Source organism: Streptomyces sp. NPDC002130, from assembly GCF_040296465.1.
Lineage (GTDB): Bacteria > Actinomycetota > Actinomycetes > Streptomycetales > Streptomycetaceae > Streptomyces.
Genome location: NZ_JBEOXI010000114.1, coordinates 1 through 25,835 on the forward strand (window position 1 = coordinate 1; position 25,835 = coordinate 25,835).

At 70.2% G+C, this 25,835-nt stretch carries 19 protein-coding genes and 1 pseudogene; 16 read left to right on the top strand and 4 right to left on the bottom strand.

Annotation, left to right across the window (positions count from 1 at the left end):
* The 12 genes and pseudogenes from ABT116_RS21985 to ABT116_RS22040 all read left to right on the top strand — a co-directional run.
* Positions 1–391 (top strand): annotated as a pseudogene (locus ABT116_RS21985) (hypothetical protein); the annotation flags it as partial.
* A gap of 20 nt (positions 392–411) precedes the next feature.
* Positions 412–1,212, top strand: a complete 801-nt coding sequence (locus tag ABT116_RS21990; protein WP_351636573.1) for a hypothetical protein — start codon at positions 412–414, stop codon at positions 1,210–1,212.
* Positions 1,197–2,957, top strand: coding sequence for a non-ribosomal peptide synthetase (locus ABT116_RS21995; protein ID WP_351636575.1), 1,761 nt, complete (start codon positions 1,197–1,199; stop codon positions 2,955–2,957). The genes ABT116_RS21990 and ABT116_RS21995 overlap by 16 nt, the downstream gene beginning before the upstream one ends.
* On the top strand, positions 2,954–3,766 hold the full coding sequence (locus ABT116_RS22000; protein ID WP_351636578.1) for a thioesterase II family protein: 813 nt from the start codon (positions 2,954–2,956) through the stop codon (positions 3,764–3,766). Before ABT116_RS21995 ends, ABT116_RS22000 begins: the two co-directional genes overlap by 4 nt.
* On the top strand, positions 3,763–4,926 hold the full coding sequence (locus ABT116_RS22005; protein ID WP_351636580.1) for an MFS transporter: 1,164 nt from the start codon (positions 3,763–3,765) through the stop codon (positions 4,924–4,926). The genes ABT116_RS22000 and ABT116_RS22005 overlap by 4 nt, the downstream gene beginning before the upstream one ends.
* Positions 4,927–5,030: 104 nt before the next feature.
* Positions 5,031–6,860 (top strand): amino acid adenylation domain-containing protein, encoded by a 1,830-nt coding sequence (locus ABT116_RS22010; RefSeq protein ID WP_351636582.1) that lies wholly within the window; start codon positions 5,031–5,033, stop codon positions 6,858–6,860.
* Positions 6,857–7,819: a chlorinating enzyme gene (locus ABT116_RS22015; protein ID WP_351636584.1), complete on the top strand. Its 963-nt coding sequence runs from the start codon at positions 6,857–6,859 to the stop codon at positions 7,817–7,819. The genes ABT116_RS22010 and ABT116_RS22015 overlap by 4 nt, the downstream gene beginning before the upstream one ends.
* Positions 7,816–9,039 (top strand): alpha/beta fold hydrolase, encoded by a 1,224-nt coding sequence (locus ABT116_RS22020; protein WP_351636586.1) that lies wholly within the window; start codon positions 7,816–7,818, stop codon positions 9,037–9,039. Before ABT116_RS22015 ends, ABT116_RS22020 begins: the two co-directional genes overlap by 4 nt.
* Positions 9,036–10,499: an FkbM family methyltransferase gene (locus ABT116_RS22025; RefSeq protein WP_351636588.1), complete on the top strand. Its 1,464-nt coding sequence runs from the start codon at positions 9,036–9,038 to the stop codon at positions 10,497–10,499. The genes ABT116_RS22020 and ABT116_RS22025 overlap by 4 nt, the downstream gene beginning before the upstream one ends.
* Before the next feature lie 5 nt (positions 10,500–10,504).
* Complete coding sequence (locus ABT116_RS22030; RefSeq protein ID WP_351636590.1) at positions 10,505–11,347, top strand: thioesterase II family protein; 843 nt, start codon at positions 10,505–10,507, stop codon at positions 11,345–11,347.
* Entirely contained in the window at positions 11,281–12,489 is a 1,209-nt protein-coding gene (locus ABT116_RS22035; protein ID WP_351636592.1) for an acyl-CoA dehydrogenase family protein, read from the top strand. Before ABT116_RS22030 ends, ABT116_RS22035 begins: the two co-directional genes overlap by 67 nt.
* Positions 12,486–13,802: a cation:proton antiporter domain-containing protein gene (locus ABT116_RS22040; protein ID WP_351636594.1), complete on the top strand. Its 1,317-nt coding sequence runs from the start codon at positions 12,486–12,488 to the stop codon at positions 13,800–13,802. The genes ABT116_RS22035 and ABT116_RS22040 overlap by 4 nt, the downstream gene beginning before the upstream one ends.
* A gap of 103 nt (positions 13,803–13,905) precedes the next feature.
* Here the strand turns inward: ABT116_RS22040 and ABT116_RS22045 are convergent, their stop codons facing one another.
* Positions 13,906–15,375 carry a non-reducing end alpha-L-arabinofuranosidase family hydrolase gene (locus ABT116_RS22045; protein WP_351636596.1) on the bottom strand — a complete coding sequence of 490 codons (1,470 nt, stop codon included), beginning with the start codon at positions 15,373–15,375 and terminating at the stop codon, positions 13,906–13,908.
* A gap of 514 nt (positions 15,376–15,889) precedes the next feature.
* Here ABT116_RS22045 and ABT116_RS22050 point away from each other — a divergent pair.
* From ABT116_RS22050 to ABT116_RS22065, 4 genes are all read left to right on the top strand, one after another.
* Entirely contained in the window at positions 15,890–17,320 is a 1,431-nt protein-coding gene (locus ABT116_RS22050; RefSeq protein WP_351636599.1) for an endo-1,4-beta-xylanase, read from the top strand.
* A gap of 101 nt (positions 17,321–17,421) precedes the next feature.
* The gene (locus ABT116_RS22055; RefSeq protein WP_351636610.1) at positions 17,422–18,726 is read left to right on the top strand and encodes an RICIN domain-containing protein; all 1,305 of its coding nucleotides are present in this window, start codon (positions 17,422–17,424) and stop codon (positions 18,724–18,726) included.
* A 380-nt stretch (positions 18,727–19,106) separates the two neighbouring features.
* On the top strand, positions 19,107–20,492 hold the full coding sequence (locus ABT116_RS22060) for a DEAD/DEAH box helicase (RefSeq protein ID WP_351636613.1): 1,386 nt from the start codon (positions 19,107–19,109) through the stop codon (positions 20,490–20,492).
* A gap of 350 nt (positions 20,493–20,842) precedes the next feature.
* Positions 20,843–21,331: a GNAT family N-acetyltransferase gene (locus tag ABT116_RS22065; RefSeq protein ID WP_351636601.1), complete on the top strand. Its 489-nt coding sequence runs from the start codon at positions 20,843–20,845 to the stop codon at positions 21,329–21,331.
* Between the two features lie 441 nt (positions 21,332–21,772).
* On the opposite strand, the gene ABT116_RS22070 is transcribed toward ABT116_RS22065, so the two are convergent.
* The 3 genes from ABT116_RS22070 to ABT116_RS22080 all read right to left on the bottom strand — a co-directional run.
* Positions 21,773–23,458: a ribonuclease J gene (locus tag ABT116_RS22070; protein WP_351636603.1), complete on the bottom strand. Its 1,686-nt coding sequence runs from the start codon at positions 23,456–23,458 to the stop codon at positions 21,773–21,775.
* 247 nt (positions 23,459–23,705) lie between these two features.
* Entirely contained in the window at positions 23,706–25,223 is a 1,518-nt protein-coding gene (gene adh, locus ABT116_RS22075; protein WP_351636605.1) for an aldehyde dehydrogenase, read from the bottom strand.
* Positions 25,224–25,322: 99 nt separating this feature from the next.
* Positions 25,323–25,835: winged helix-turn-helix domain-containing protein (locus tag ABT116_RS22080; protein WP_351636607.1), on the bottom strand; the 513-nt coding region annotated here is incomplete at its 5' end.

Genomic DNA, 25,835 nt, shown 5'->3' on the forward strand with positions numbered 1-25,835 from the left:
CGACTGGCGGGCTGTGGGCGCGGGCGGCGGCCGGGTCCGGCTCCCCGGCTACCCCTTCCGCCGCGAGCCGTACCCGACGCCGGAGCTGCCCCGGCTCACCCGGGCGAAGACACCGCCGGAGGGAACGCGCCCACCGGCACACCCGGCGCCCGGGCCGATCCCGCCCACGGATGTCGCGGCCACCGCACCGGCCGCCGTCGTCACGGGGCCCCTGCCACCCTCACCTGCCCCGGTCACGGCCGCCCCGGCCCCCGCCCCCGCACCACGGGCCCTCACCGCGGTCGCCGGACAGCAGCTCGCCTCCCTGGAGGACCTCGTCGACGGGGCCCACGACCTGATGAACGCACAACTGCGCACGCTGTCCGGCCTCGTCGGCGGGGACCCGCAGTGAGCAGCGAAAGGACACCGTCCATGTACCCGAGCGACAACCCTGTTGTTCTCGCACTCGACTACCCCGGATACCGGAAGGAGGCCCGGATCGACGAACTGGGCCTGGACCGGCACGGGGTCCGCGTCCACGGCCTGCTGCGAGGCCCCCTGCCGCGTGCGGTGAGCGGCGCCGGCTACGCGGCCCGCCTGCTGGCGAACGTGCCGTCCGGGTCGGGGCCGGTCGCGGCGGTCGCCGCATACTGCGCCTCGGCGCCCCTCGCCTTCGAGGTGGCCGCCGCCCTGGGCGGTGAGCCACCGATGATCGTGCTGTTCGACGCCGAGGCGACGTCCCTGGACTCGATCACGGCGGACTACCGCGCGCGGCTCGGCGGTCTCGGCATCCAACTGGACGAGCAGGAGCTGAGCGAGCGGGTCAGCGCCGCCGCACTGGCCGACGACCCGGAGCGCTTCGTGGACCAGCTCACCGGCGAGCTGGCCCGCCGGGCCCGCGCGGCGCTGCGTGCGGCAGGAGCCGACGAGGCGGAGAGCGCGGCAAGCGCCACGCACGTGGTGAGTGCGTACACGGACTGGCTCAGCCATCTGGTGGCGGCTCACCACGCGCGTACCTCGCCCTGGGAGGGGGAGGTGCTGCGGCTGGCCTCCGCGGACACCGACCCGTTCGGCTTCGCTTGTGCTGCCGGGCGGCAGCGCGCACTGCGTCTGAACTGCGACCGGTTCGAGCTGCTCAGGTCCGAGGAGACACGTACGGCGGTCCTCGAGGCGTTGGGCCTCCCGCTCACGCCGGACACGGGGGAGAGGACGGCGCGTTGCCCGGCCGCGTAGTGGAGATGATCGCCGCACAGGCAAGGCGCCGTCCCCGTGCGGGCGCGCTCGTCGCACCCGACGGCAGGCTGGACTACGCCGAACTCGACCGCAGATCGGCCGACTTGGCCGGGCAGCTGACGCGGCAGGGGGTGCGCCCCGGGGAGGTGGTGCTGATCCAGGCCTCACGCGGCGTCGCACTCGGAGTCGCCGTCCTCGCGGTGCTCCGTTCGGGAGGGGCCTTCTGCGTGGTGGACCCGCAGTATCCGGCGGAACGCATCCGGCACATGTGGCGGCGCAGCCATGCCCGGTTCGCGCTGACCGAGCCGGGTCTGCGGACTCCGGACGATCCGGACGGGCCCGTCGTGATTCCCCTCCGGGAGCACGCCACGTCCGGCACGGTGCACGGTGTCCCGGCGCCGCGCGTACCCGAGCCCGACGGCGAGGATCCCGCCTATCTGGTCTTCACGTCCGGGTCCACCGGAGGGCCCAAGGCGGTCTCCATGCCGCACCGCTGCGTCGACAACCTCATCGAATGGACGCTGGCCAGCACCTCCTCCGAGCCGCTGCGCACGCTGATGTTCGCCCCGCTCGGCTTCGACGTGTTCATCCAGGAGGTCTTCACGGCCTGGTGCAGCGGGGGCTGCCTGTACACACCGTCCGACGCCGAACGCGTCGACCTGCAGCGCGTGTGGGAGCTGTGCCGGGAATGGGAGATCCAGCGGGTCTTCCTGCCTCCCGTCGCACTGCGCCGGCTGGCGGATCTGACCGTCGAGTTCGGCATCCTGCCCGGCGCGCTGCGCGAGGTGGCGGTGGCCGGTGAGGCGCTGCACATCACGCCGGCCGTCCGGGAGATGTTCGGACGGCTGCCCGCCGCGCGTCTGCACAACCACTACGGCCCGGCGGAGACCCATGTCGCCGTCGCCCACACTCTCACCGGTCCGCCGCACTCCTGGCCCGACCTTCCCCCCATCGGGCGACCGCTTCCCGGCATGACGGCCCACGTCGTCCCGTCGGCGGAGGGCGACGAACTGTGGCTGGCCGGGGCCGGTCTCGCCCATGGATACGTACACGACCCGCGGCAGACGCAGGAGCGGTTCCGCACCACACGGATCAAGGGCCGGCCCGTACGCGCGTACCGCACCGGTGACCTGGTGCGCGAGCGGCCGGACGGGGTCCTGGAGTACCTGGGGCGTGCCGACGGACAGCTCAAGATCCGCGGATACCGGGTCGAGCCGGGGGACATCGAGGCAGCTTTGCTCCGGCACCCCGGGGTACGGGAGTGCGCTGTGGTGGCCTGGACACCGCCCGGCAGCGAGGAACGCAAACTGGTCGCCCATGTCGTGGCCGGACCCGGGCAGGCGCCGGATGCGGGCGAACTGCGCGCCCATGCCGCCCGGTTGCTGCCCGACTACATGGTTCCGCACCACATGGTCCTCGCGCCCGAGCTGCCGCTCTCCCCGAACGGGAAGATCGACCGCCGCCGCCTGCCCGCCCCCGGCGACGCCGACGACAGCGCCGGTCCGCTCCCGGAACCGGGCGATGTGCGGTCGGCCGTCACCGTCATCTGGTCGACGGTCCTCGGCGTCGCCGACATACCTCCCGACCGGCACTTCTCGGACCTGGGTGGTACCTCGCTCTCCGCAGCGCTGGTCGTCACCCGCCTCCAGCAGCGCTTTCAAGTCCAAGTGTCCGTGCAGGAATTTTTGTACGACCCCAGGGTGGACGCGATCACCGCACTGATCACGGAACGAGCCGCCGCATGACCCCTCCGACCGCACAGGACGGGGCGCGCGAACGCGCCGCCTGGCTCCGCGTCTTCCACGATGCCCACGACCAGGCCCGCACGCTCGTGTGCTTCCCCCACGCAGGTGGCACCGCGGGCCAGTACTTCCCGCTCTCCGCGGCGCTCGGGCCCGACGTCCGGGTCCTGGCGGTGCAGTACCCCGGGCGCCAGGACCGTTGTGCCGAGCCCGCCTTCGAGGACGTGTCGCTGCTCGCCGATGAAATCGCACGACTGCTCGCCGAACCGCAGCCGGCCTCCCTGCCGGTCCTGTTCGGGCACAGCCTCGGCGCCCTGGTCGCCTTCGAGACGGCCGCCAGGCTCGAGCACCGGTACGGTGCCGCACCCGCGGGACTGATCGTCTCCGGTATGCAGGCGCCGTACCGGCGCACGCCCACGCGACTGTCGGGCGACGGTGAGGAGGCCGCCCTCGAAGCGCTGCTGAGGCTCGGAGGCACCGACCCGGCCGTCACCGGCCACCCGGAGCTGCGGGCGATGATCCTCCCCGCCCTGCGCAGCGACTTCCGGGCGGCCGCCGCCTACCGGCCCGGCAGCTGCCCCTCGCTGCTCTCCTGCCCCGTCACCGCGTGGACGGGCCGGGACGACGAACTCACCCCGGGCGACGTACACGCCTGGGCCGAGCACACCACCGCCGCTTTCCACGCCCGGGACTTCGCAGGCGGCCACTTCTATCTGAACGGCTTCCCGCCCCTGATCGTCGAAGCGGTGCGCACCGCGGTCACCCGCACCACCGGCGCGACCGGGCAGGCCCGAACGAGGACGGACGTATGAGGCTTCTCCTGCTGGCCGTGGGAACCTTCCTCATCGGCACCGACGTGTTCGTCATCGCCGGCATGCTTCCCCAGATCGGCGACTCACTGAACGTCTCCGTGTCGGCGGCGGGACAGCTCATGACGGTGTTCTCCGTCGGGTACGCGCTTCTCGGCCCGCTGCTCGCGGCCCCCCTCAGCCGCCGGTCGCCCAGGGCCGCGCTCACCGCGGCGCTGGTCGCCGTCGCCCTCGGGAACGTGGTGTGCGCGGTCGCCGGCTCGCTGCCGGCCGCCATGGCCGGGCGGCTGCTCGTCGCCGCCGGGGCCTGTCAGTTCACTCCGCACGCGTGCTCGCTCGCGGCCTCCCTCGCCCCGGAAGGACGCACCGGCAAGTCCCTCGCGCTGGTCACCAGCGGCCTGGTGATGGGGTCGGTGGTGGGAGTGCCCTCGGGGACCTGGGCGGCGGACGTCTTCGGCTGGCGGCCCACCCTCGCGGTCCTCGCAGCGGCCACCGCCGCCGTGGCCGTGCCCCTGGCGGCCGGGCTGCGCGGCGTCGGCTCCGAGCACACCGCCCACCGTCCCCGGGAAAGGTTCGCCGCCCTGCGTGGACCACTCGTCCGCAGGGTTCTGACCGTCACGATCTTCGCGGTGATCGCTGAGTACGCGGTGCTGACCTACGCCGCCACGGTGTTCGCCGAGGCTACCGCCGGGCAGGGGAGTCGGCTCGCGGTGCTGCTCTTCGCCTTCGGAGTCGGAGGCCTGGCCGGCAACGCCCTCGCCGGCGCGCTCATGGACCGTCCGGCGGGCCGACGACTCGTCCTGGCCTCGGTGGCCGGCATGACCGTGGTCTTCCTGGCGATGCCACAGCTCAGCGGGTCGTTCCCGGGTGCGCTCGTCGCCATGGCGCTATGGGGGGTCAGCGGCTGGATGTACGCCGCACCACAGCAGCACCGCCTGCTTCGACTGGCCGGACCGGCGGGCCCCGTGGCGGTGTCCCTGAACAGCTCCGTCATCTATGTGGGCGCCGCACTCGGCGGCGCGGTCGGCGGACTGTTCCTGGGGCAGGTGGCGCCACGATGGCTCCCACTGCTGGCAGCGGTGCTGTGCGCCTCGGCGGTGGCGACCGAACTCAGCCTCCTGCGCAAGGACCGGCCCACCGAGCCCGCCACCGTACCGGTCTGAGGAAGCGCGCCCGACGCGCGACCGGACGCACCCCGCCACCGACCTCGCAACCACGGGCAGAAGCCGCGTACCGCTGAACCGACCGAACAGGCAGGAGAGAACCCATGGGAGCAACAGGACGCACCCTCACGGACATGTTCCAGGAGGTGGTGGAGCGGTTTCCGGACAAGGCCGCGGTGACCACGGCGCAGGGCGAACTCACCTACCGGCAGCTGAGCGGGCGGGCCGACGCGCTCGGGCACCGGCTCGCCCGCATGGGGGTACGGCCGGGAGCCGTGGTGGCTCTGCTGGCCCCCCGGGACGCGGACCTGCTCGTGGGCATGCTCGGCATCCTCAAGGCGGGTGCCGCATACCTGCCGATCGATCCCGGCTCTCCGGCGGACCGCATACGCTGGACGGTCAAGGACAGCGAGTCGCCCGTGGTCGTGTCCACCGCGGCGCTGAGCTCGGCGCTCTCCGGCCTGGACACCGACGTCGTCCTGCTGGACGGTCTGCCTGCCGCTCCGAGCCGGGCGGACGACCGCGGGGAACTGCCTTCCGCCGGCAGCGACGACCTCGCCTATGTGATCTACACGTCCGGGTCCACCGGTCTGCCCAAGGGCGTACAAGTGGAACACCGCAGTGTCGTCGGTCTCTTCGACGCGACACAGCCGTTCTTCGGCTTCCACGAGGACGACGTCTGGACCGCGTTCCACTCGGCCGCCTTCGACTTCTCCGTGTGGGAGACCTGGGGTGCGCTGCTCTTCGGCGGGCGGCTGGTGATGGTGCCCCAGGAGACGGCCCGTTCACCGAAGGACTTCCATGCGCTGCTCCTCGCGCAGGGAGTGACGGTGCTCAACCAGACGCCGTCCGCCTTCCGGCGGCTCGCCGCGGTGGCGGCACGGGCTTCGCATCCGTTGCCGCGGCTGCGGACGGTGGTGCTCGGCGGCGAGAAGCTCGATCCCGCAACGCTGCGCCCCTGGGTGGAGCGGCACGGTGACGAACACCCGCGCCTGGTGAACATGTACGGCATCACCGAGGCGACCGTGCACAGCTCGTACCGCCCGCTGGTCCGTGCCGATCTCGAAGAGGAGGCACCCAGCCCGATCGGGGAACCCCTGCCCGGTCTCGCCTTCCACGTCCTGGACGAGGACGGACTGCCCGTGCTGGAGGGCGAACCCGGCGAGCTGTACATCGAAGGCCCTGGGCTGGCCCGCGGCTACCTGGGCCGCCCGGAACTGGACCAGGAGCGGTTCACCGACCTCGTCGACGCCGACGGCGCACCGCGTCGCTGCTATCGCACCGGGGACCGGATCGTCGCCCTGCCCGGCGGCGGTTACGGCTATCTCGGCCGCACGGACGACCAGGTGAAAATCCGGGGCCACCGGGTGGAGCCCGGGGAGATCGAGTCGCTGATCGCCCGCCATCCGGACGTATCGCAGGTTGTCGTCCTGCCGCACGACTACGGCGAGGACGACGTCAGGCTCATCGCCTACGTCGCGTCCCGGACGGCAGGTCCGGCGCTCGCGGCGGTGCTGGCCGAGCGGAGCGCCACCGCACTGCCGGCGCACTTGCGTCCGTCCAAGTACGTCGTACTCCCCGAGCTGCCGCTCACGCTCAACGGCAAGGTCGACAAGGCACGGTTGCCGTCCCCGGAGGTGACCGGCGGGTCCGTCCAGGTCCCGGACGCGGCCCGCTCCGGGCCGGCCGGTACGGAGGAACGGATCGCCGAGGTCTGGCGCATCGTTCTGGACGTTCCCCGGGTGGGGCACGACGCCGACTTCTTCGAGCTCGGCGGCACGTCGCTGTCGCTGCTGCGCATGTTCACCCGCGTCAACGAGGTCTTCGGGCTCGACCTCGACATCACCGTGCTGATCGACGGCGTGACCGTCCGCCTGCTCGGCCGGCACGTCGACGCCGCGCTTTCCGCATCATCGACCGAGGAGACCACATGACGACGCAGACCACCGACTTCTCACTCAGCGCGGAAGAGCTGGCCGCCTTCCACCGGCAGGGCTTCGCCGGACCCTTCACCCTCTACGAACCCGGGGAGATCAAGGCCGCGTGGGGACGGGCCCGCCTCGAACTCCTCGACCGCAGCGCCGCCGTGTACCAGGACGGCGCCGCGATATCGGGTGCCACGAACATCTCCAACTACGACCGCCACCTGGATCACGGCTTCCTGGCCGAACACATCGGCCGGCCGGAGATCGTCGACCGGGTCAGCAGCATCCTCGGTCCCGACGTGCTGTGCTGGCGCACCGAGTTCTTCCCCAAATACCCGGGGGACGAGGGCACCGACTGGCACCAGGCGGACACCTTCGCCAACGCCTCGGGACTTCCGCAGATCCAATGGCCGGGCGGGTCCGACTTCGGCGGCACCATCACCGTCTGGTGCGCGTTCAGCGACGCCACCGTCGACATGGGCTGCCTGCAGTTCATTCCCGGCACACATCGCACCATGTTCTACGACGAGACCAAGCGGATGCACTATGCGCCGGACACGAACACCGCTGTGGAGAAGGACGGCGTACGGCGTGGCTTCTTCGGCTACGACTACCGGGAACTGCAGATCGACCCGGAGTGGAAGCCGGACGAGTCACAGGCCGTCTCCATGGAGATGAAGGCGGGTCAGTTCATCGTCTTCTGGTCCACGCTGATGCACGCCTCACATCCGCACGCAGGGACGACGAAGGACATGCGGATGGGTTTCGCCTCCCGCTACGTGCCCACCTCCGTGGAGGTCTACCCCGGCACCTCCGTCATCGAGGAGTACGGCGGCCGCGTCAGCCTCGACCGCTACGGGGCCGTGCTGGTCGGCGGCACGGACACCTACGGGCACAACCGTCTCGTCGACCGCACCACCCGTGATCAGCCGTTCCGGCACCGGCCCGGGAGCGGGGAGCAGGGGTGAGGAAACCGGAGGGCGTCGCCGAGGCGGCGAACGATGCCCTGCACCGGCTCGCGACGGCACTGGTCGACAGCGCCTCCCTCGTCCGCGCCGTTCCGGAACGGCTGCGGGTGGCACCGGTCGAGGGAGTCTCACCCGCCTCGGTACCGGCGCTCCGGAGTCTGCTCGACCGGCTCACCGACGCACTGGAGCTGCCCCGGCTCGACGTGGTGCCCGAGCCCGCTCGGCTCTGGTCCGTGGAACTCGCGCTCAGCAGGCGCCTGATGTTGGGTTCCGGCGGGTTGGACGCGGTCGCGGGCAGCAGCGCCCGGCCGGGCCCCGGTGAAGCCGAGGGCGTCGAGGACATCGCACGGTCCGCGTCGGCGGCTCTCCCCGGCCGGCCGGTCGTGGTGCGCGCGTACGACGGCAGTCCGCTGCGCTGCTGGACGGCCGGGCGGGAGGGCCTCCCGGCCGTCGCCCTCGTGACGGCGTGCGGCATGCCGGTGGGCCTCGTGACACGGTGGATGAAGGCGTTGTCCGGGTCCTTCCGGGTGGTGACCTGGGAGAGCCGTGGGCTGTTCGCCGCGGAGAACGGGGCCGGTCCGGCCGCGCTCGGGGACCACAGTCTCGCCGCACAGGCCGGTGATCTGCCGGCGGTGCTCGACGGTTTCGGCATCCGGCGGGCACACACCATGGGACTGTGCGGGGGCGCCGCCATCGCCTTGGCCGCCGCTTCCACCTCGGCACGGGTGATGTCCCTGAGCCTGTGGCACGGAGACTACGAACTGGGCGGTGCGGCACCCAAGACCGACCATCAGCGAGACGTCCAGTCACTGCTCGCCATGGCCTCCCGGAACCTGCGGCAGGCCGCCGGGCTGCACCGGCTGATGCGACGCCGGTCCGCACTCGACGGCATGCGTCCCGACATCGCTCACCACCTCATCCACCCCTACGCGACGCCCGACCTGCTGCACCGCTACGGCCTGCTCAACGGCGCGATCATGGCCACGGACTGCCGGCCCTTTCTGGCAGCCGGCCAGCCGGCTCTCGTGGTCAGCAGCCCCAAGGACACGACGGCCCACCCCGCCGGCTCCGAGTACGTCGCGACGCGGCTCCCACGGGCGGACCTGCGCATGCTGCCGGAGGGCGATCACCTCAGCGCCTTCGACGCGGGCCCGGAACTGGTCCGCCTGGCGGAGGAATTCCTCCACGACGTCACCGCAACCCACCGGAAGGACACGTGAGCGACCCGATGGACAGCGACCGCACGCGCGTCGTGACCCAACTGCTGCGGACACACCCCGCAGTCACCGAAGCCACCGTCACAGCGGGGGCGGACGGCCGGGAGAGCGTCGCGTGGCTCGTGCCCGACAGGAGCCACGCCCCACTGCTGCACCGGGCGGCCGCCCTCGAGGCGGCAGGACGGCTGGGCACGCTCGGCTGGCACGAACCCGCCGACGATCTCCGGGTGGCCGGGGTGAACCGAGGCGAGAGCGACTTCCTGTACCGCGAGATCTTCGCGGAGAACACCTACTTCAAGCACGGCATCGTCCTTCCGCCGGGCGCGGTCGTCGTGGACGCCGGAGCCAACATCGGCATGTTCACCCTGGCCGTCGGGCGGCGCAGCCCCGGCGCCCGTGTCATCGCCGTCGAACCGGTGGAGGAACTCGCCGAGGCCGTAGCGGTCAACGCCGAGCTGCACGGCGTGGACGCCACCGTCGTGCGGTGCGGTCTCGGACGGGCGGAGTCGGAGACCGAGTTCACCTACTACCCGAACAACAGCGTGATGTCGGGTGGGTTCGCCCAGGCCGAGGACGTCGACGTGCTGCGCGGATACCTCCTCACCGGCGAAGGTGCCGAGGGCGGGACGCAGCTGGACCGGCTCGCCGGCGACCGGATGACCGCGGTGCGCAGGCGCGTTCCCACCACCACGCTCAGCCGCGTCGCCGCCGAGCACGGCCTGACCAGGATCGACCTGCTCAAGATCGACGTGGAGAAGGCCGAGGCGGAGGTCCTCGAAGGCATCGACGCCGCGCTCTGGCCGCGTATCGACCGCATCGTCATGGAAGTTCACGACATCGACGACCGACTGGCAGCCGTGCTCGGCACGCTGAGCGCACACGGCTTCTCCGTCGCGCACGAGCAGGACCCCAGGCTGACCCTGACACCCTGTCACCACGTGTACGCCCATCGGCCCGAGGCCACAGCCCACGGCGCGCATCCACCGAGCGCGGCGGTCACGCCCGTCGACCACGGCCCGAATCTGCGGATGCTCGAGCGGGAGCTGCGTGAACTCCTCACGCGGGAGGCCCCGTCGGCCGAAGCACCGGGGAGATTCGTGGTGGTGCCCGGCCTGGACGACATGGCCGTCGGGTCACCGGCTTCGGTCGCGGTGCCGAATGCCACCTGTCGCACCGCCCACCTCGCCGAGATCTGGGCCGGTCTCTTCGGTGCGGAAGCCGTGCGGCCGGACGCGGACTTCTTCGACCTCGGAGGCGATTCGCTCACCGCCGTACGGCTGCTGGCGCACGTGGAGGGGCGACTCGGGGAGGATGCCCTGACCCCGGACATGGTCTTCACGGACAGCACGTTCGGTGCCTTGGCCGCGGCGATCGAGGCATCCGCGCCCCAGCGGGCTTCCGCCGCGGCAGGCGCACAGCGAGCCGGGAGCGAAGGGCGCGCCCTTGACCACAAAGACCCGTGAGCCCCGTGACCGACACGACGACGCCACGGCCGACGGCGCTCTGGTTCCACCGCCCCGAACCACGGCCCGACGCCCGGCTCCGGCTGGTGTGCGTGCCGTACGCGGGCGCCGGCGCCGGAGTGTTCAGGCGGTGGGCCGCCCGACTGCCCGATGACGTGGAGCTTGTCGCCGTACGGCTGCCCGGCCGGGAGAGCCGCGTCCGCGAACGGCCCTACTCCCGATGGCTCCCGCTGACCGCGGCATTCAGCGATGCGCTGGCCGAGCAGATCACCTCCCCATACGTGCTCTTCGGCCACAGCATGGGCGGGATGCTGGTGTACGAGGCGGTCACGCGGCCCATGACGCGTGCCCCTGAACGCGTCGTCATCTCCGGCTGCCGGGCACCTGGCACCGCCCGCGAACTGCCCGTGATCCATGACCTGCCCGACGCCCGGTTCGTCGAGCACCTGGCCCGGCTGGCCGCCGCACCGCCACAGGTCCTGGCGAACCCGGCTCTGCTGAAGTTGCTCATGCCCATGCTCCGGGCGGACTTCCGGCTGGCGGAAACCTGGCCGCAGGGCCCTGCCCGGCCCGTTCCCGTACCGGTCACGACCTTCTGGGGAGTCGACGACGAGGTCGCGCCCCGAGCCGCGGTGGCGGCCTGGCGCTCTCTGGCGTTCCGGGGCTTCCGCAGCCATGGAGTGGCCGGGGGCCACTTCTTTCCCCACGACTCGGCCGACGAGGTCTGCTCCCTGCTGCGCGGCGAGATCGCCCGGCGGACAGAGAATCAGGAAGAGAGCGAATGGTGCGATCCCCGTACTTCACCCACGACCACGCGGCGTTCCGCGAACGTACCCGTGACTTCCTGACGGCGGAGGTGATGCCGAAAGCGACCCACTGGGACCGGGAGGGCGGCCTGCCGCGGTCCGTGTGGAAGTCGTTCGGTGAGCTGGGGTATCTCGGACTGCTGCATCCGCGCAGCGCGGGCGGCGGCGAACGGGACCTGTTCACGTCGGTGGTGTTCCTGGAGGAGCTCGGGCGCACCGGATTCGGCGGCCTGCGGGCGGCGGTCTCGGTGCACGCCTACATGGCCACCCACTATCTCGCCGCGGCCGGCGGCCCCGGGCTGCGCCGGGACTACCTCGTCCCCGCCGTCGGGGGCGAGCGCGTGGCGGCCCTGGCGATCTCCGAACCGGGTACCGGCGCGGACCTCTCCGGACTGACCACCACGGCGGAGCGGGACGGCGGCCACTTCGTGGTGCGCGGGGTCAAAACGATGGTCAGCAACGGCACAGCGGCGGACTTCCACGTCGTCGCCGTGCGCACATCGCCCGACGCCAGTTCCGGACCGCACGGAACGACCGGCCTGTCCCTGCTGGTGATCGACTCCGGCCTGCCGGGCGTCATCACCACGCCGACCCCCACACTGGGCTGGGGCGCGGCCGGTACGGCCACCGTGGCGTACGAGGACGTCCGGGTGCCGGCGGACCGCCTGATCGGGCGGGTCGACGCCGGCTTCTATTACCTGATGCGTGGGCTGCAACTGGAGCGGCTCGTCGCGGCGATCCTGGCGCTGGGCGGCATGGACCGCTGTCTCGACGACACTCGCCGGTGCCTGACCGAGCGTCGGCTCTCCGGCGGCATGCTCTCCGAACGGCAGGCGCCCGCCCACCGCATCGCGGACCTGGCGACCGAGCTGGCCGCTGCCCGGCAACTCGTCCACCACACCGCCTGGTTGTACGAGCAGGGGGATCTTCCGGCCACCGAGTGTTCCATGGCCAAGCTCCATACGACCGAGCTGGCCTGCCGGATGGCGGACGCCAGCCTGCAACTGCACGGGGCCCACGGCTACCTCGACTCTTCGGACGCCGCCCGCGCCTACCGGGATGCACGGGCGGCCACCATCGCCGCCGGTCCCAGTGAGGTGATGCGTGACCTCATCGGACGCGCCGTCCTCAGGTCACGGCCGGACTCACCCCTGGTGCGCACCGGTCGGCGGGAGGGGGCGTGAAGGGGGACGAGGCCGCCGCGTTCTTCCTTGCCTTCGCGGTGGTCCTGGGGCTGGCCCGACTGTTCGCGGCGGCGGCACGCAGGGTGGGACAGCCGCCCGTGGTCGGCGAGATCGTCGCGGGGATCCTGCTCGGCAGCACACTGCTGTCCAGCACCTGGGGCCCCTGGGGGGAGACGGTTCGGCTCGACGGTGTCCGCCCGCTCCTCGGGGCACTCGCCGACGTCGGCCTGGCGATGTTCATGTTCGTCATCGGCTACGAAATGGACCACTCCTTCTTCCGCGGCAGTGGACGCACCACACTGAACGTCGCGGCGGGCTCCACTCTGGTGCCCTTGGTGGGTGGTTGCCTCGTGGCATTGCCCTTCGCCGCGGAGCACGGACCGTCAGGGAACGCGGCCTTCGTCCTGTTCACGGGTGTGGCCCTGTCGGTGACCGCTTTCCCGGTACTGGCGCGGATCCTCGCCGACCGGCGACTGAACCGCACAGCCGTGGGGCGTGTCACCATGGCCGCGGCTGCGGTGAACGACCTGGTCGCATGGGTGTTGCTCGCGGTGGTCGTCGCCTGCTTCGGCACCGCCGACCAGTGGCGCGTGGTGTTGGTCCCCCTCTATCTGCTGGCGCTGGTCTGCGTCGTGCGCCCGCTCATGGCCCGGCTGCTGCGGCCCCGGGAGACCGAGGAGGGGCTGCGGGCCCCGGCGATCCTGATGGTGACCACCGGCCTCATGGCCTCTTGCGCGGCCACGGAGTGGCTGGGTGTCCACTTCATCTTCGGCGCGTTCGCGTTCGGTGCCGCGATGCCCAGGGCCGGGCTGGCCCGGCTGCGTGGCGAGGTCATGGAGCGGATGGAGCAGGCGGGCACACAAATTCTGCTGCCGGTCTACTTCGTGGTGGCAGGCACCGGGGTGAACCTCGCCGCGTTCGACGGCTCGAGCATGGGCCTTCTGGTGGCCGCCCTGGCCGTGGCCGTCTCCACCAAGATGTCAGGCGCCTATCTCGGCGCCCGGACGTCGGGCCTGCAACGCGATGACGCACTGACCGTCTCCGTACTGATGAACACCCGTGGCCTCACCGAGGTCGTCATCCTCACGGTCGGGCTGCAGATGGGCCTGATCGACGAGGAGTTCTACTCGGTGCTCATCGTGGTGGCCGTACTCACCACGGCCATGACGGGTCCGCTGCTCCGCCGTGTGCGGCGGGAAAGCGTGACGGCGACGCCACACGGTTCGGAAGCGGGAGCGGCGGGGATCTGCTCAGGTCCACGCCCACGCTCAGGGGCTGCTGGACGCGCCTGTTCTGCAGCTCGGCGGACGTGATCCAGAGGGCCGGGTGGACCAGGTGCCCCCGTACTCAGGGGGACGGCGAACGGTGAGGCCGGGAAGCGTCGCTCGCTTCCCGGCCTGCCTGTTGCTCGGGCCGTCAGCGCTGCAGGGTCAGCAGACCCGGACGGTAGGGCCAGAGGCCGTAGTCGCCGCCGGAGTTGGGGCTGCGCCCCTGGTAGAGCAACTGCAGCTTGCAGGGATCGACGGTCATGGTCTGATCGGGGCTGGTGCGGATCAGTTCGCCGTGGCTGATGTCGTTGGTCCAGGTGGCGCCACTGTTGGCCTTGCCGGCGAAGGGATTGTTCTCGGTCGCGGCCTGGGGTGTCCACGAGCCGTTCAGACTGGTGGCCGTGAACGAGCGGAAGTAGCGGTGGCCCTGCGCACCGATCGCCTCGACGATCATGAGGTAGCGGTTCTGGCCCTGCAGCTTGTAGACCTGCGGGGCTTCGAACAGGTTGTTCTTCGTATCGCTCATCACCACGGTCGAGGTCGTGCCGAAGCTGCCCGGGAAGTTCCCGATCGGCATGCTGGCCCGGTAGATCTTGCCGTTGTCACCGGCGAAGAACAGGTACATGTTCGTCCCGTCACCGATGAGCGTCTGGTCGATGGGGCCTGTTCCGGAGTCGGAGATGCTTCCGGAGAAGAGCACCTGCTGGGACGACCAGCCGTTCGGGTTGGTGGGGTCGCTCGACGTCCGGTAGGAGAAGGCGGTCCCGCCCCATTGGTAGGTGAGCACCCAGATGTTCTTCGGCGCGAAATAGAAGAGCGTGGGCGCGACGGTGGAAGTCGACATCGCGTTCTGGCTCGCCGAGGCCATCTCCGACCAGTTGGTGAACAGGCCGAAGTTCATCGAACCCCAGCGCGTCCCCGTGTCGTGCGTCGTCGCGTAGACGAGTTGCCTGCCGTTGTAGGGGACGACGGTGAAGTCCTTGAGCGAGACCCACCCCGGCTTGGGCTGCGCCAGCGCTCCCGTCGATGTCCAGCGGTATGTCGACGGAAGGTCGCACGGGCCGGTACTGCCGCCGCCGACCTTGACGAGCTGCCACTGCTGGTTGGCGCCGCCCCAGTCGTCGTACTGGACGACGTTCGCGTTGTCGGCGGTCGAAGCGCCTTGCACTTCGAGGGCCTTGTTGCTGTGGCGCGAGATGAGCCTCACGTAACCGTCAGAGCTGTCGGCCAGCCGCCACTGCTGGTTGGTGGCGTTCTGATCGGCCCACTGGACGATCGAGCCCCCGTTCGCGGTGGACCGGTTATGGACGTCCAGGACCTTGCCCGAGTGACGGGACTTGATGCGGTAGTAGCCGCCCCCGGAATCGACGAACTGCCACTGCTGCTGGTTCTGATCGTTCCTGGTCCACTGGGTGATGCGGGCGCCGTCGTCGGTCGCCAGGTTGTAGACGTCCAGGGCCTTGCCGCTGTTGCGGTTGACCAGCACATACGAGGCGCTGGGGTCTACGGTCGCCGCGCTTGCCGGCTGGGCACCGAGGAAGGTGGCCAAGAGCAGCAAGGGCGCGAGGACGGCGAGTAAGCGTCTTGGGCGGACCGGGGACGCGTGGCGAAACCGCATCAGAGGGGCCTCCTTGGGGCGGGTTGAATGACGCCGATAACCGTGGAGTGGCCGTGCCGGGGGCAGGAACAGCATCGAAACTTTCGAAGAGCTTCCCGAACCTTGATGCCACAAGCTAGGAATGCGGGACCCTCTGGTCAAGGTCTGTCGCCGATCTGTCCGCAAACAGTTCCCTCGGCTCCCTAGAAGATCGCAACGGGTTCACCACTTTGAAGGGTTCCCCGATCGAATGTTTCGGGAAGTAAGCGGAAACTTTCTTTGCGGAGAGTGTTGACGATTCACCGTCAATCCCTCAATCATCCCTCTCTGGGTGAACGACCGAACCGTGCTGCACGGCAGATCCACGCACCGAAGCACCCGCGCCACCCCGTCACGTTCCGGGGGCATCGAAACACCGCCGCCCGCCGTTACCGCGCTGCCCGGGCTCCGGCCCCCGTCCGTCTGCCGAAGGGGAGCGGACGACGCATCCCCCGCACTTCAGTCCTTCCATGTTTCCTACCCTGGAGGCACAGTCATGGGCTCGTACGCCCCTCCTGGACCCGCTGTTCGCCGGAAGGCGCGCGGCCTGCTGTTGACGCTGGTCGTCGGCGTCCTCGGTGTGGTCGCCGCACTGGTCGCGCCGCCGACCGCACAGGCCGCCGAGAACACGCTCGGCGCCGCGGCGGCGCAGAGCGGCCGCTACTTCGGCACCGCCATCGCCTCGGGCAGACTGGGCGACTCGGCGTACACGACGATCGCGGGCCGTGAGTTCAACTCGGTGACAGCCGAGAACGAGATGAAGATCGACGCCACCGAACCGCAGCGGGGCCAGTTCAATTTCACCGCCGGTGACCGCGTCTACAACTGGGCGGTGCAGAACGGCAAACAGGTGCGCGGCCACACCCTGGCCTGGCATTCCCAGCAGCCCGGCTGGATGCAGAGCCTCAGCGGCAGTGCGCTGCGCCAGGCGATGATCGGTCACATCAACGGCGTGATGGCCCACTACAAGGGCAAGATCGCCCAGTGGGACGTCGTGAACGAGGCCTTCGAAGACGGCAATTCGGGCGCCCGGCGTGACTCCAACCTGCAGCGGACCGGCAACGACTGGATCGAGGTCGCCTTCCGCACCGCGCGCGCCGCCGACCCGGCCGCCAAGCTCTGCTACAACGACTACAACGTCGAGAACTGGACCTGGGCCAAGACCCAGGCCATGTACCGCATGGTCCGCGACTTCAAGCAGCGCGGCGTGCCGATCGACTGCGTCGGCTTCCAGTCCCACTTCAACAACGACAGCCCGTACAACAGCAACTTCCGCACCACCCTGCAGAGCTTCGCCGCCCTCGGCGTCGACGTGGCCATCACCGAGCTCGACATCCAGGGCGCCTCGGCCACCACCTACGCCAATGTGACCAACGACTGTCTGGCCGTCCCGCGCTGCCTCGGCATCACCGTCTGGGGGGTGCGCGACAGCGACTCCTGGCGACGGGAGCACACGCCGCTGCTGTTCAACGACAACGGCAGCAAGAAGCCCGCCTACACCGCCGTCCTCAACGCGCTCAACGGCGGCTCCACCACGCCCCCTACGGGTTCCGGACAGATCAAGGGCGTCGGCTCGGGCCGCTGCCTGGACGTGCCCGGCACCAGCACCACCGACGGCACCCAGCTCCAGCTGTGGGACTGCCACAGCGGCACCAACCAGCAGTGGACGCCCACCGCCGCCGGTGAGCTCAGGGTCTACGGCAACAAGTGCCTGGACGCCGCCGGCACCGGCACCGGCACCAAAGTCCAGATCTACAGCTGCTGGGGCGGCGACAACCAGAAATGGCGCCTCAACTCCGACGGATCCATCGTCGGCGTCCAGTCCGGCCTCTGCCTCGACGCCGTCTCGGGAGGCACCGCCAACGGCACCCTGATCCAGCTCCACTCCTGCTCGAACGGCAGCAACCAACGCTGGACCCGCACCTGAGGGGACCTGTTCAGAGACGAAAGGATCAATCGATGAAGACCGACGGTGCGGTTCCTCCCGCCCTTCCACGAAAACAACGCTGGTGGTCCCGGGTCGCCGCCGTGGTTGCGGCCACCCTGGCGATCGGCATGCTCGCCGCGGTGAATCCGACGCCCGCCGAGGCGGCGACGGTGGACACCAATGCCTGGTACGTCCTGGTCAATCGCAACAGCGGCAAGGCGCTGGACGTCTCTGGCTCATCCACCGCCGACGGCGCGCGCGTCGGACAGTGGACGCGCAGCGACGGAGCCAACCAGCAGTGGCAGTTCGTGGACTCCGGCGGCGGTTTCTACCGCCTCAAGGCCCGGCATTCGGGCAAGGTGCTCGACGTGGCCGGCGCCTCGACCGCTGACGGTGCCGCGATCCAGCAGTGGGCCGACCACAACGGGGCCAACCAGCAGTTCCGCCTGGCCGACTCCGACGCGGGCCACGTCCGGCTGATCAACCGCACCAGCGGCAAGGCGGTGGAGGTGCAGGGCGCCTCCACCGCCGACGGCGGCAACGTCGTCCAGTACACCGACTGGGGCGGCGCCAACCAGCAATGGCAGATGGTCAAACTGTCGTCCGGTGGCGGCGGCGGCGGATGCGGCAGCGCCCCGACTCTGACGAGCGGTACGCACACGATTCAGAGCGGTGGCAAGAGCCGCAGCTTCATCCTCAGGGTTCCGCCCAACTACGACAACAACCACCGCTACCGGTTGATCTTCGCGTTCCACTGGCGGGGCGGAACCGCCGGTGACGTCGCCTCGGGCGGCACGAGCGGGAGCGCCTGGTCCTACTACGGCCAGCAGGAACAGTCGAACAACACCGCGATCCTCGTCGCCCCCCAGGGCCTCGGCAACGGCTGGGGCAATGCGGGCGGTGAGGACGTCACCTTCGTCGACGACATGATCCGGCGCATCGAGGGCGGTCTCTGTGTCAACCCGGCGCAGCGTTTCGCCACGGGATTCAGCTGGGGCGGCGGCATGAGCTACGCACTCGCATGCAGCCGCGCGAACGTCTTCCGGGCCGTCGCGGTCATCTCCGGCGCTCAGATCAGCGGGTGCAGTGGTGGCACCCAGCCCATCGCCTACCTCGGAATCCACGGCATCAGCGACTCCGTCCTCGGCATCGGGCAAGGAAGGTCCCTGCGCGACAGGTTCGTCAGCAACAACGGCTGCACTCCCCAGAGCCCGCGCGAGCCCGCGCCGGGCAGCCGAACGCACATCACCACCACCTACTCCGGCTGCCGTGCCGGATACCCGGTCCAATGGGCCGCGTTCGACGGCGGCCACATACCCGGTCCGGTCGACGGCTCCCCCAACGAAAGCGGCGTCACCACCTGGACCAAGGCAGAGATCTGGAGGTTCTTCGCACAGTTCCAGTGACCCGCCGCCCGCACCATGGAGGGGAGCCAGGAACACCCTGGCTCCCCTCGCCGGAGGAGAAGCGAAGTTGGTCCGCTCCTGGTCCGGATCTTGGTGGCGGGGGCCGCGCTGGGCGTCGATGCCGGGAGTGTCCCCGGGGCACCAGCTCTGCACAGGCGAGTCCGGCTGTCGTTCGTCGGCTGAGCGGCGCGGCACGGGGAGCCCCGGACGGTGTGGCCCCGTGCTAGCGTTGCGCTTTTGCTGTGTCGTTGTGTCGGTGCTCCGTTGGGTGTCTTTGGCCGGCGGCCGCGTCCCTGCCGCGCCTTCCTCGGTACGGTTTCTTCGGAGGAAGGCTTTCTGTGAGCGAATCAACACGTGCCGAAGCCCGGCGGCAGGGCGATGTGTCCAAGGCGTCGGGCGCCACTTCGGCAGTGCCCACGGCGGCGTCCTTCGCCCAGCTGGGGTTGCCGGCCGAGGTTCTGCGGGCGCTCGATGAGCAGGGTGTGACTGTGCCCTTCCCCATCCAGGCGGCGGCACTGCCGAATGCGCTCGCGGGACGGGACGTCCTGGGCCGGGGCCGCACAGGATCCGGCAAGACGCTCGCCTTCGGCCTGGGGATGCTCGCCCGGACGGCCGGGCAGCGCGCGCAGCCGAAAGAGCCGCTGGCGCTCGTTCTGGTGCCCACCAGGGAGCTGGCGCAGCAGGTCGGTGAGGCGCTCACCCCGTACGTCGAGGCGCTGCGGCTGCGGCTCGCGACCGTGGTGGGCGGCGCGTCCATCGGACGGCAGGCCGCCGTGCTGCGGGATGGCGCCGAGATCGTCGTCGCCACGCCCGGTCGGCTGCACGACCTCATCGAGCGCAAGGGCTGCCGACTGGGACGGGTGCGCATCGCGGTCCTGGACGAGGCCGACCAGATGTGCGACATGGGGTTCCTGCCGCAGGTCACCGGGATCCTGGACCAGGTGCGTCCCGACGGGCAGCGGATGCTGTTCTCCGCGACCCTCGAGTACGGCGACGTCGACCAGCTGGTGCAGCGCTACCTGCGCGACCCCGCCGTCCACTCGGTGGACCCTTCGTCCAGCGCCGTCTCCGCGATCGAGCACCACGTTTTCGTCGTGCACGGCCCTGACCGGTACGCCGTGACCACGGAGATCGCCGCTCGGGACGGCCGCGTTCTGCTGTTTCTGGACACCAAGCACGGCGTCGACCAGCTCACGCGGCATCTGCGGGCCAGCGGCGTGGCCGCCGCCGCCCTGCACAGCGGGAAGTCCCAGCCGCAGCGCGCCCGGACTCTGGCCCAGTTCAAGAACGGGCAGATCACCGCGCTGGTAGCGACGAACGTCGCCGCACGCGGCCTGCACGTCGACGACCTCGACCTCGTGGTCAACGTCGACCCGGCCAACGACCCCAAGGACTATCTGCACCGCGCGGGCCGCACGGCCCGGGCCGGCCGCTCCGGCACCGTCGTGACACTCGTCCTGTCGGGACAGCGCCGCGAGACGAGCCAGGTCATGGCGGACGCCGACGTCGCCCCCAAGGTCACCAAAGTGCGGTCCGGCGAGGCGGAGCTGAGCCGGATCACCGGCGCCAAGGCCCCCTCCGGAAAGCCTCTCGACGGCGGGCCGGCCGTACCGCGCCCCAAGAACCACAACGTCCCCTTCGGCGGCCTGGGCAGCACCAAGGACGCGAAGAGCGGTTCCGGTGGCAGGTCGTCGTCCCGCAAGAGCAGCGAGGCCCGCAAGCTCGCGGAGGCCCGCAAGGCGGCCCGAGTGCGGCGCGGCGGCTGAGACCGGCTTCCCGGACTGCCGGGCGGTGTCTTCGCCTGCTGATCGTGGCTGCGGCCGTGACGAGCGCGGCTGCCTGGCGGACGAGCGGCTGGTCGACCCGGAGAAGATCCATACGGTATGGCGGGCGACATCGGTCTGGATCGTCAACCGAACGATGATCCGCCTCATGAGGCCGGCTCGGAATCTCCTGTACCCGGCTCGGCTTCGCCATGCCAGGCCCAGGGAGAGCAGCCGTCGACCACACCGTTCTCCAGCTCCAGGCGAGCGGTTCCCGGGAGCGGTGCGGGAACGCCTGCCCGAGCAGCCGACCCGACGTACGAAGGCACTCACCGGTGCGACATACTCTCCCGATGAGCTCGCGCCCTTCTCCGATCAGCCGGCCGATCACGATACGGAGGGCCGTCGCGCGGGATGCCAAACGGCTCACGCGGCTCGTGCGTGGCTCACGCGCCTACGAGGGTAAGTACGCGTCCGCAGTCGCGGGCTACCGGGTCGGCCCTGATTACATCGAGGCCCACCGCACCTTCGTGGCCGTCGGCACCGACGAGCATGGAGACCGGGTCCTCGGGTTCTACTCGCTCGTCCTCGCTCCACCGGAGCTCGACCTGCTGTTCGTCGCCGACGAAGCGCAAGGACGGGGTATTGGACGGCTGCTCGTGGCTCACATGCAGTCCGAGGCCCGTGCCGCCGGGCTCGACCGTCTCAAGGTCGTGTCGCATCTTCCCGCCGAGAACTTCTACCACCGCGTCGGTGCGGTGCGGACCGGGACCGCGCTCGCGAACCCGCCCGCCGTGCCGTGGGACCGTCCCGAATTCGAGTTTCGCATTCCTTCGGAATGACGCGGTGTGCCGGTTGGCGGGGGCACCGGCTTCGCCTGCAGGGTGGCCGGCATGCAGGAGCCGCTGGACGCCGCGCGCTCCGTGTGTGCCGTCACCTCTGCCCAGGCGGGGTGATCGCTTGCGCCAGCGGCATCCCCCCGCTACTTCCTTGCCCCCGGCATTCCCAGAGCGTTGAGCCCTCCATCAGTCTCGCCCGCTCAGGTGGCCGAAAACCCGCAACATCGCATCGCGACCGAGGAAACCTTCGGCCCGGTGGGGCACAGTCACCGCGTTCTCCTCAGAGAACGAGGCCGTCGAGATCGCCGACGGATCGGACTACGGACTGCCGGCCGGGGTCTGGCGTTGCCACCCCGGCGGCTGGGTTTGGCTGCTGACTCCCGTGCCCGGCGTCGATGCTGCGAGGCCGCGGCCGGAACCGGGACCGTGCTGCCGGGCTGTGGTTCAGGCGTCGATGATGACGGGGATGATGAGGGGCTTGCGGCGGTGGGTGCGGAACGCCCAGTTCGCGACGGCGCGGGCGACGAGTTGTTCGAGTTGGCGCGCGTCGCCGACACCTTCCTCGGCCGCGGTGGCCAGGGTCTTCTCGATGACGGGGATGACCGGCTCGAAGGTGGTGTCATCGTGGACGAAGCCCCGGGCCAGGAAGTCGGGGGCCTCGGCCAGGGCGCCGGTGTCGGCGTCGACGATCGCCACCACCGTGACCACGCCTTCGGCGGCAAGGGTGAGGCGGTCCTTGAGGGACGCTTCGGTGGCGCCGCCGACTTCCATGCCGTCCACGTAGACGTTGCCGGCGGGGACCTTGCCGGTGATGGACGCGCGCCCGTCGACAAGGTCGACGACGACGCCGTCCTCGGCGATGACGACCCGGTCGGAGTCGACACCGGTACGGATGGCGAGGTCGCCGTTGGCCCGCAGGTGGCGCCATTCACCGTGCACCGGCATGACGTTGCGGGGTTTGACGATGTTGTAGCAGTAGACGAGTTCGCCGGCGCTGGCGTGCCCGGAGACGTGCACCTTGGCGTTGCCCTTGTGGACCACATGGGCACCCCACCGGGTGAGTCCGTTGATCACCCGGTAAATGGCGTTCTCGTTGCCGGGGATGAGGGAGCTGGCGAGCAGGACGGTGTCGCCCTTGCCGATGCGGATCATGTGGTCGCGGTTGGCCATCCGCGACAGCGCGGCCATCGGTTCGCCCTGGGAGCCGGTGCACACCAGAGTGACCTTGTGGTCCGGGAGCTTCTCCAGCTCCTTCGTGCTCACCACCAGACCGGAGGGGACCTTCAGATAGCCCAGATCACGGGCGATGCCCATGTTGCGGACCATCGACCGGCCGACGAAGGCGACCTTGCGGCCGTGCTGGTGGGCGGCGTCCAGGACCTGCTGGATGCGGTGCACATGGCTGGCGAAGCTGGAGACGATGACCCGGCGCGGCGCGGTGCGCATCACCTGCTCGATCGCCGGGTTCAGCTCACGCTCGGAGGTGGTGAAGCCGGGTACTTCGGCGTTGGTGGAGTCGGTGAGGAACAGGTCCACGCCCTCCTCGCCGAGGCGGGCGAAGGCGCGCAGATCGGTGATGCGGTCGTCGAGGGGGAACTGGTCCATCTTGAAGTCGCCGGTGTGCAGCACCATCCCGGCCCGGGTGCGGATCGCGACGGCGAGACTGTCGGGGATGGAGTGGTTGACCGCCACGAACTCGCAGTCGAAGGGCCCAAAACCACGCCGGTCGCCCTCTCGTACCCGCACCGTGCGCGGCCGGATGCCGTGTTCCTTGAGCTTGGCCTCCAGAAACGCCAGCGTCAGCTTGGAGCCGACGACGGGAATGTCGGACCGCTCGCGCAGCAGGTACGGCACGCCGCCGATGTGGTCCTCGTGGCCGTGAGTGAGGACCACGGCCACGATGTCGTCCAGGCGGTCCCGGATCGAGGTGAAGTCCGGCAGGATCACGTCCACGCCGGGCTGGGTCTCCTCGGGGAACAGCACGCCGCAGTCGACGATGAGCAGCTTGCCCGCGTGCTCGAAGACGGTCATGTTGCGGCCGATCTCGCCCAGGCCGCCCAGGGCGATGACCCGCAGCCCTCCTTCGGGAAGGGGCGGTGCGGCTTTCAGCTCGGGGTGCGGATGACTCATACCCTGACGGTACCCGGAGAGCGGGACGGGTGATCCATTGCCTGTGCGATCTCCTTTTCCCGACGGAGCGGGATACCCGGCACCACCTTCCGTGGCCGAACCGTGCTTTCCGGCGTTCGCCACCTCCCGGTGGGCCTCGGCCCTGGTCCACTCGAAGTGGTCGAGACGCGGGTGCCATCGGACCCGCCCGTGATCACACAGAAGAAGCACGTCACCCGCTGAGAGCCAATGCGACCGACTTCAGGCTCTAGAAGAAGCCAAGCTTCTGAGGGCTGTAGGAACAAAGAATGTTCTTCGTCTGCTGGTAGTGGTCCAGCATCATCTTGTGCGTCTCGCGGCCGATGCCCGACTTCTTGTAGCCGCCGAACGCCGCGTGCGCCGGATACGCGTGGTAGCAGTTGGTCCAGACGCGGCCCGCCTTGATCTCGCGGCCCAGGCGGTAGGCCGTGTTGCCGTCGCGGGTCCAGACGCCCGCGCCGAGGCCGTACAACGTGTCGTTGGCGATCTTCAGCGCCTCGTCGACCGAGTCGTACGTCGTGACCGAGACGACCGGACCGAAGATCTCCTCCTGGAAGATCCGCATGTCGTTGGTGCCGCGGAAGATGGTCGGCTCGATGTAGTAGCCGCCCTCAAGGCCGGGCACCGTGCGGGGCCTGCCGCCCGTGACGACCTCCGCGCCCTCCTTCCTGCCGATGTCGAGGTAGGAGAGGATCTTCTCGTACTGGTCGTTGCTCGCCTGTGCGCCGATCATGGTCGCCGGGTCCAGCGGGTCGCCGCCGACGATGGCCTTGGTGCGTTCGACGCAGCGGGCCATGAAGTCGTCGTAGATGGAGGAGGGGATCAGGGCGCGGGACGGGCAGGTGCAGACCTCGCCCTGGTTGAGGGCGAACATCACGAAGCCCTCGACCGCCTTGTCCAGGAAGTCGTCGTCGGCCGCCATGACGTCGGGCAGGAAGATGTTCGGGCTCTTGCCGCCCAGTTCCAGCGTGACGGGGATGATGTTCTCGCTCGCGTACTGCATGATCAGGCGGCCGGTCGTCGTCTCGCCGGTGAACGCCACCTTCGCCACCCGCGGGCTGGACGCCAGCGGCTTGCCCGCCTCCACGCCGAAGCCGTTGACGACGTTGACCACGCCCGGCGGGAGCAGGTCGGCGATCAGGTCGATGACGTAGAGCAGGCTGACCGGGGTCTGCTCCGCCGGTTTGATGACCACGCAGTTGCCCGCGGCCAGCGCGGGCGCGAGCTTCCACGTGGCCATGAGGATCGGGAAGTTCCACGGGATGATCTGCCCGACCACACCCAGCGGCTCGTGGAAGTGGTACGCGACGGTGTCGGCGTCGATCTCCGCGATGCTGCCCTCCTGCGCGCGGACGACTCCGGCGAAGTACCGGAAGTGGTCCACGGCCAGCGGGATGTCGGCGGCCAGGGTCTCGCGGACCGGCTTGCCGTTCTCCCACGTCTCGGCGACCGCGATCTTCTCCAGGTTCTGCTCGATGCGGTCCGCGATCCTGTTCAGGACGTTCGCGCGTTCCGCCGTGGACGTACGGCCCCACCGGTCGGCCGCCCGGTGCGCGGCGTCCAGGGCGAGGTCGACGTCGGCCGCGGTGGAACGGGCGACCTCGCAGAAGACCTCGCCGGTCACGGGTGTCGGGTTCTCGAAGTAGCGGCCCTCGACGGGCGCGGTCCAGTCACCGTCGATGAAGTTGTCGTAGCGGCGGGCGAAGGTGACGATGCTGCCTTCGGTTCCTGGCTGCGCGTACACCATGGCGGCTCTCCTCGGTGAAGGGCGGTGCGGGACGGTTGCGACGTCCCGCACTGTGCTCCCGGGAGGTTGGCGCGAGGTTGGCGCCGCGGGACGCGGAGGTCAGTCGCGCAGGGCCGTCGTCAGCCGGCCCGCCGCGATGGCACGGCGCGTGTCTTCGGGGCCGAGCAGCCGCAGCGCGTGCTCGTGGATCTCCGCGTCGTACGGGGCCCGTTCGCCGTAGCGCAGGGCGTGGTCCGGGCGGGTGCTCGCCAGGACGGCCTCGCGCACCGCCACTTCGAGGCGGGTGCGCCACTCCTCGATGCCGGGGGCCTCGGAGCGGGGCAGGAGCGGGCCGCCGTAGTGGCCGAGGGCGGTGTCCGTGTCGCCCTGCTCCAGCGCGCGCAGGACGTCGGCGGCGTCGCAGGACACCGGGGCGGTGAGGGCGTAGTGGCGGGGGGATATCGCACCGCCCAGCGCCCGGCGCAGGTGGGAGATCTCCGCCTTGAAGGTGGACGACGTGACCGGCCGGTCGCCGTACAGGGCCGCGCGCAGCCGTTCCGGGGAGAAACCGTCGGGTTCGAGCGCGAGGAGGGTGAGGATCTCCAACTGCCGGGGGCGCAGGGGGAGTGGGCG

Bases quoted from the DNA above. Each gene is read 5' to 3' on its own strand.
- ABT116_RS21990 (WP_351636573.1), top strand. From the start codon at position 412: ATGTACCCGAGCGACAACCCTGTTGTTCTCGCACTCGACTACCCCGGA.
- ABT116_RS22000 (WP_351636578.1), top strand. From the start codon at position 2,954: ATGACCCCTCCGACCGCACAGGACGGGGCGCGCGAACGCGCCGCCTGG.
- ABT116_RS22005 (WP_351636580.1), top strand. From the start codon at position 3,763: ATGAGGCTTCTCCTGCTGGCCGTGGGAACCTTCCTCATCGGCACCGAC.
- ABT116_RS22010 (WP_351636582.1), top strand. From the start codon at position 5,031: ATGGGAGCAACAGGACGCACCCTCACGGACATGTTCCAGGAGGTGGTG.
- ABT116_RS22015 (WP_351636584.1), top strand. From the start codon at position 6,857: ATGACGACGCAGACCACCGACTTCTCACTCAGCGCGGAAGAGCTGGCC.
- ABT116_RS22035 (WP_351636592.1), top strand. From the start codon at position 11,281: ATGGTGCGATCCCCGTACTTCACCCACGACCACGCGGCGTTCCGCGAA.
- ABT116_RS22045 (WP_351636596.1), bottom strand. From the start codon at position 15,375: ATGCGGTTTCGCCACGCGTCCCCGGTCCGCCCAAGACGCTTACTCGCC.
- ABT116_RS22050 (WP_351636599.1), top strand. From the start codon at position 15,890: ATGGGCTCGTACGCCCCTCCTGGACCCGCTGTTCGCCGGAAGGCGCGC.
- ABT116_RS22065 (WP_351636601.1), top strand. From the start codon at position 20,843: ATGAGCTCGCGCCCTTCTCCGATCAGCCGGCCGATCACGATACGGAGG.
- ABT116_RS22070 (WP_351636603.1), bottom strand. From the start codon at position 23,458: ATGAGTCATCCGCACCCCGAGCTGAAAGCCGCACCGCCCCTTCCCGAA.
- adh (WP_351636605.1), bottom strand. From the start codon at position 25,223: ATGGTGTACGCGCAGCCAGGAACCGAAGGCAGCATCGTCACCTTCGCC.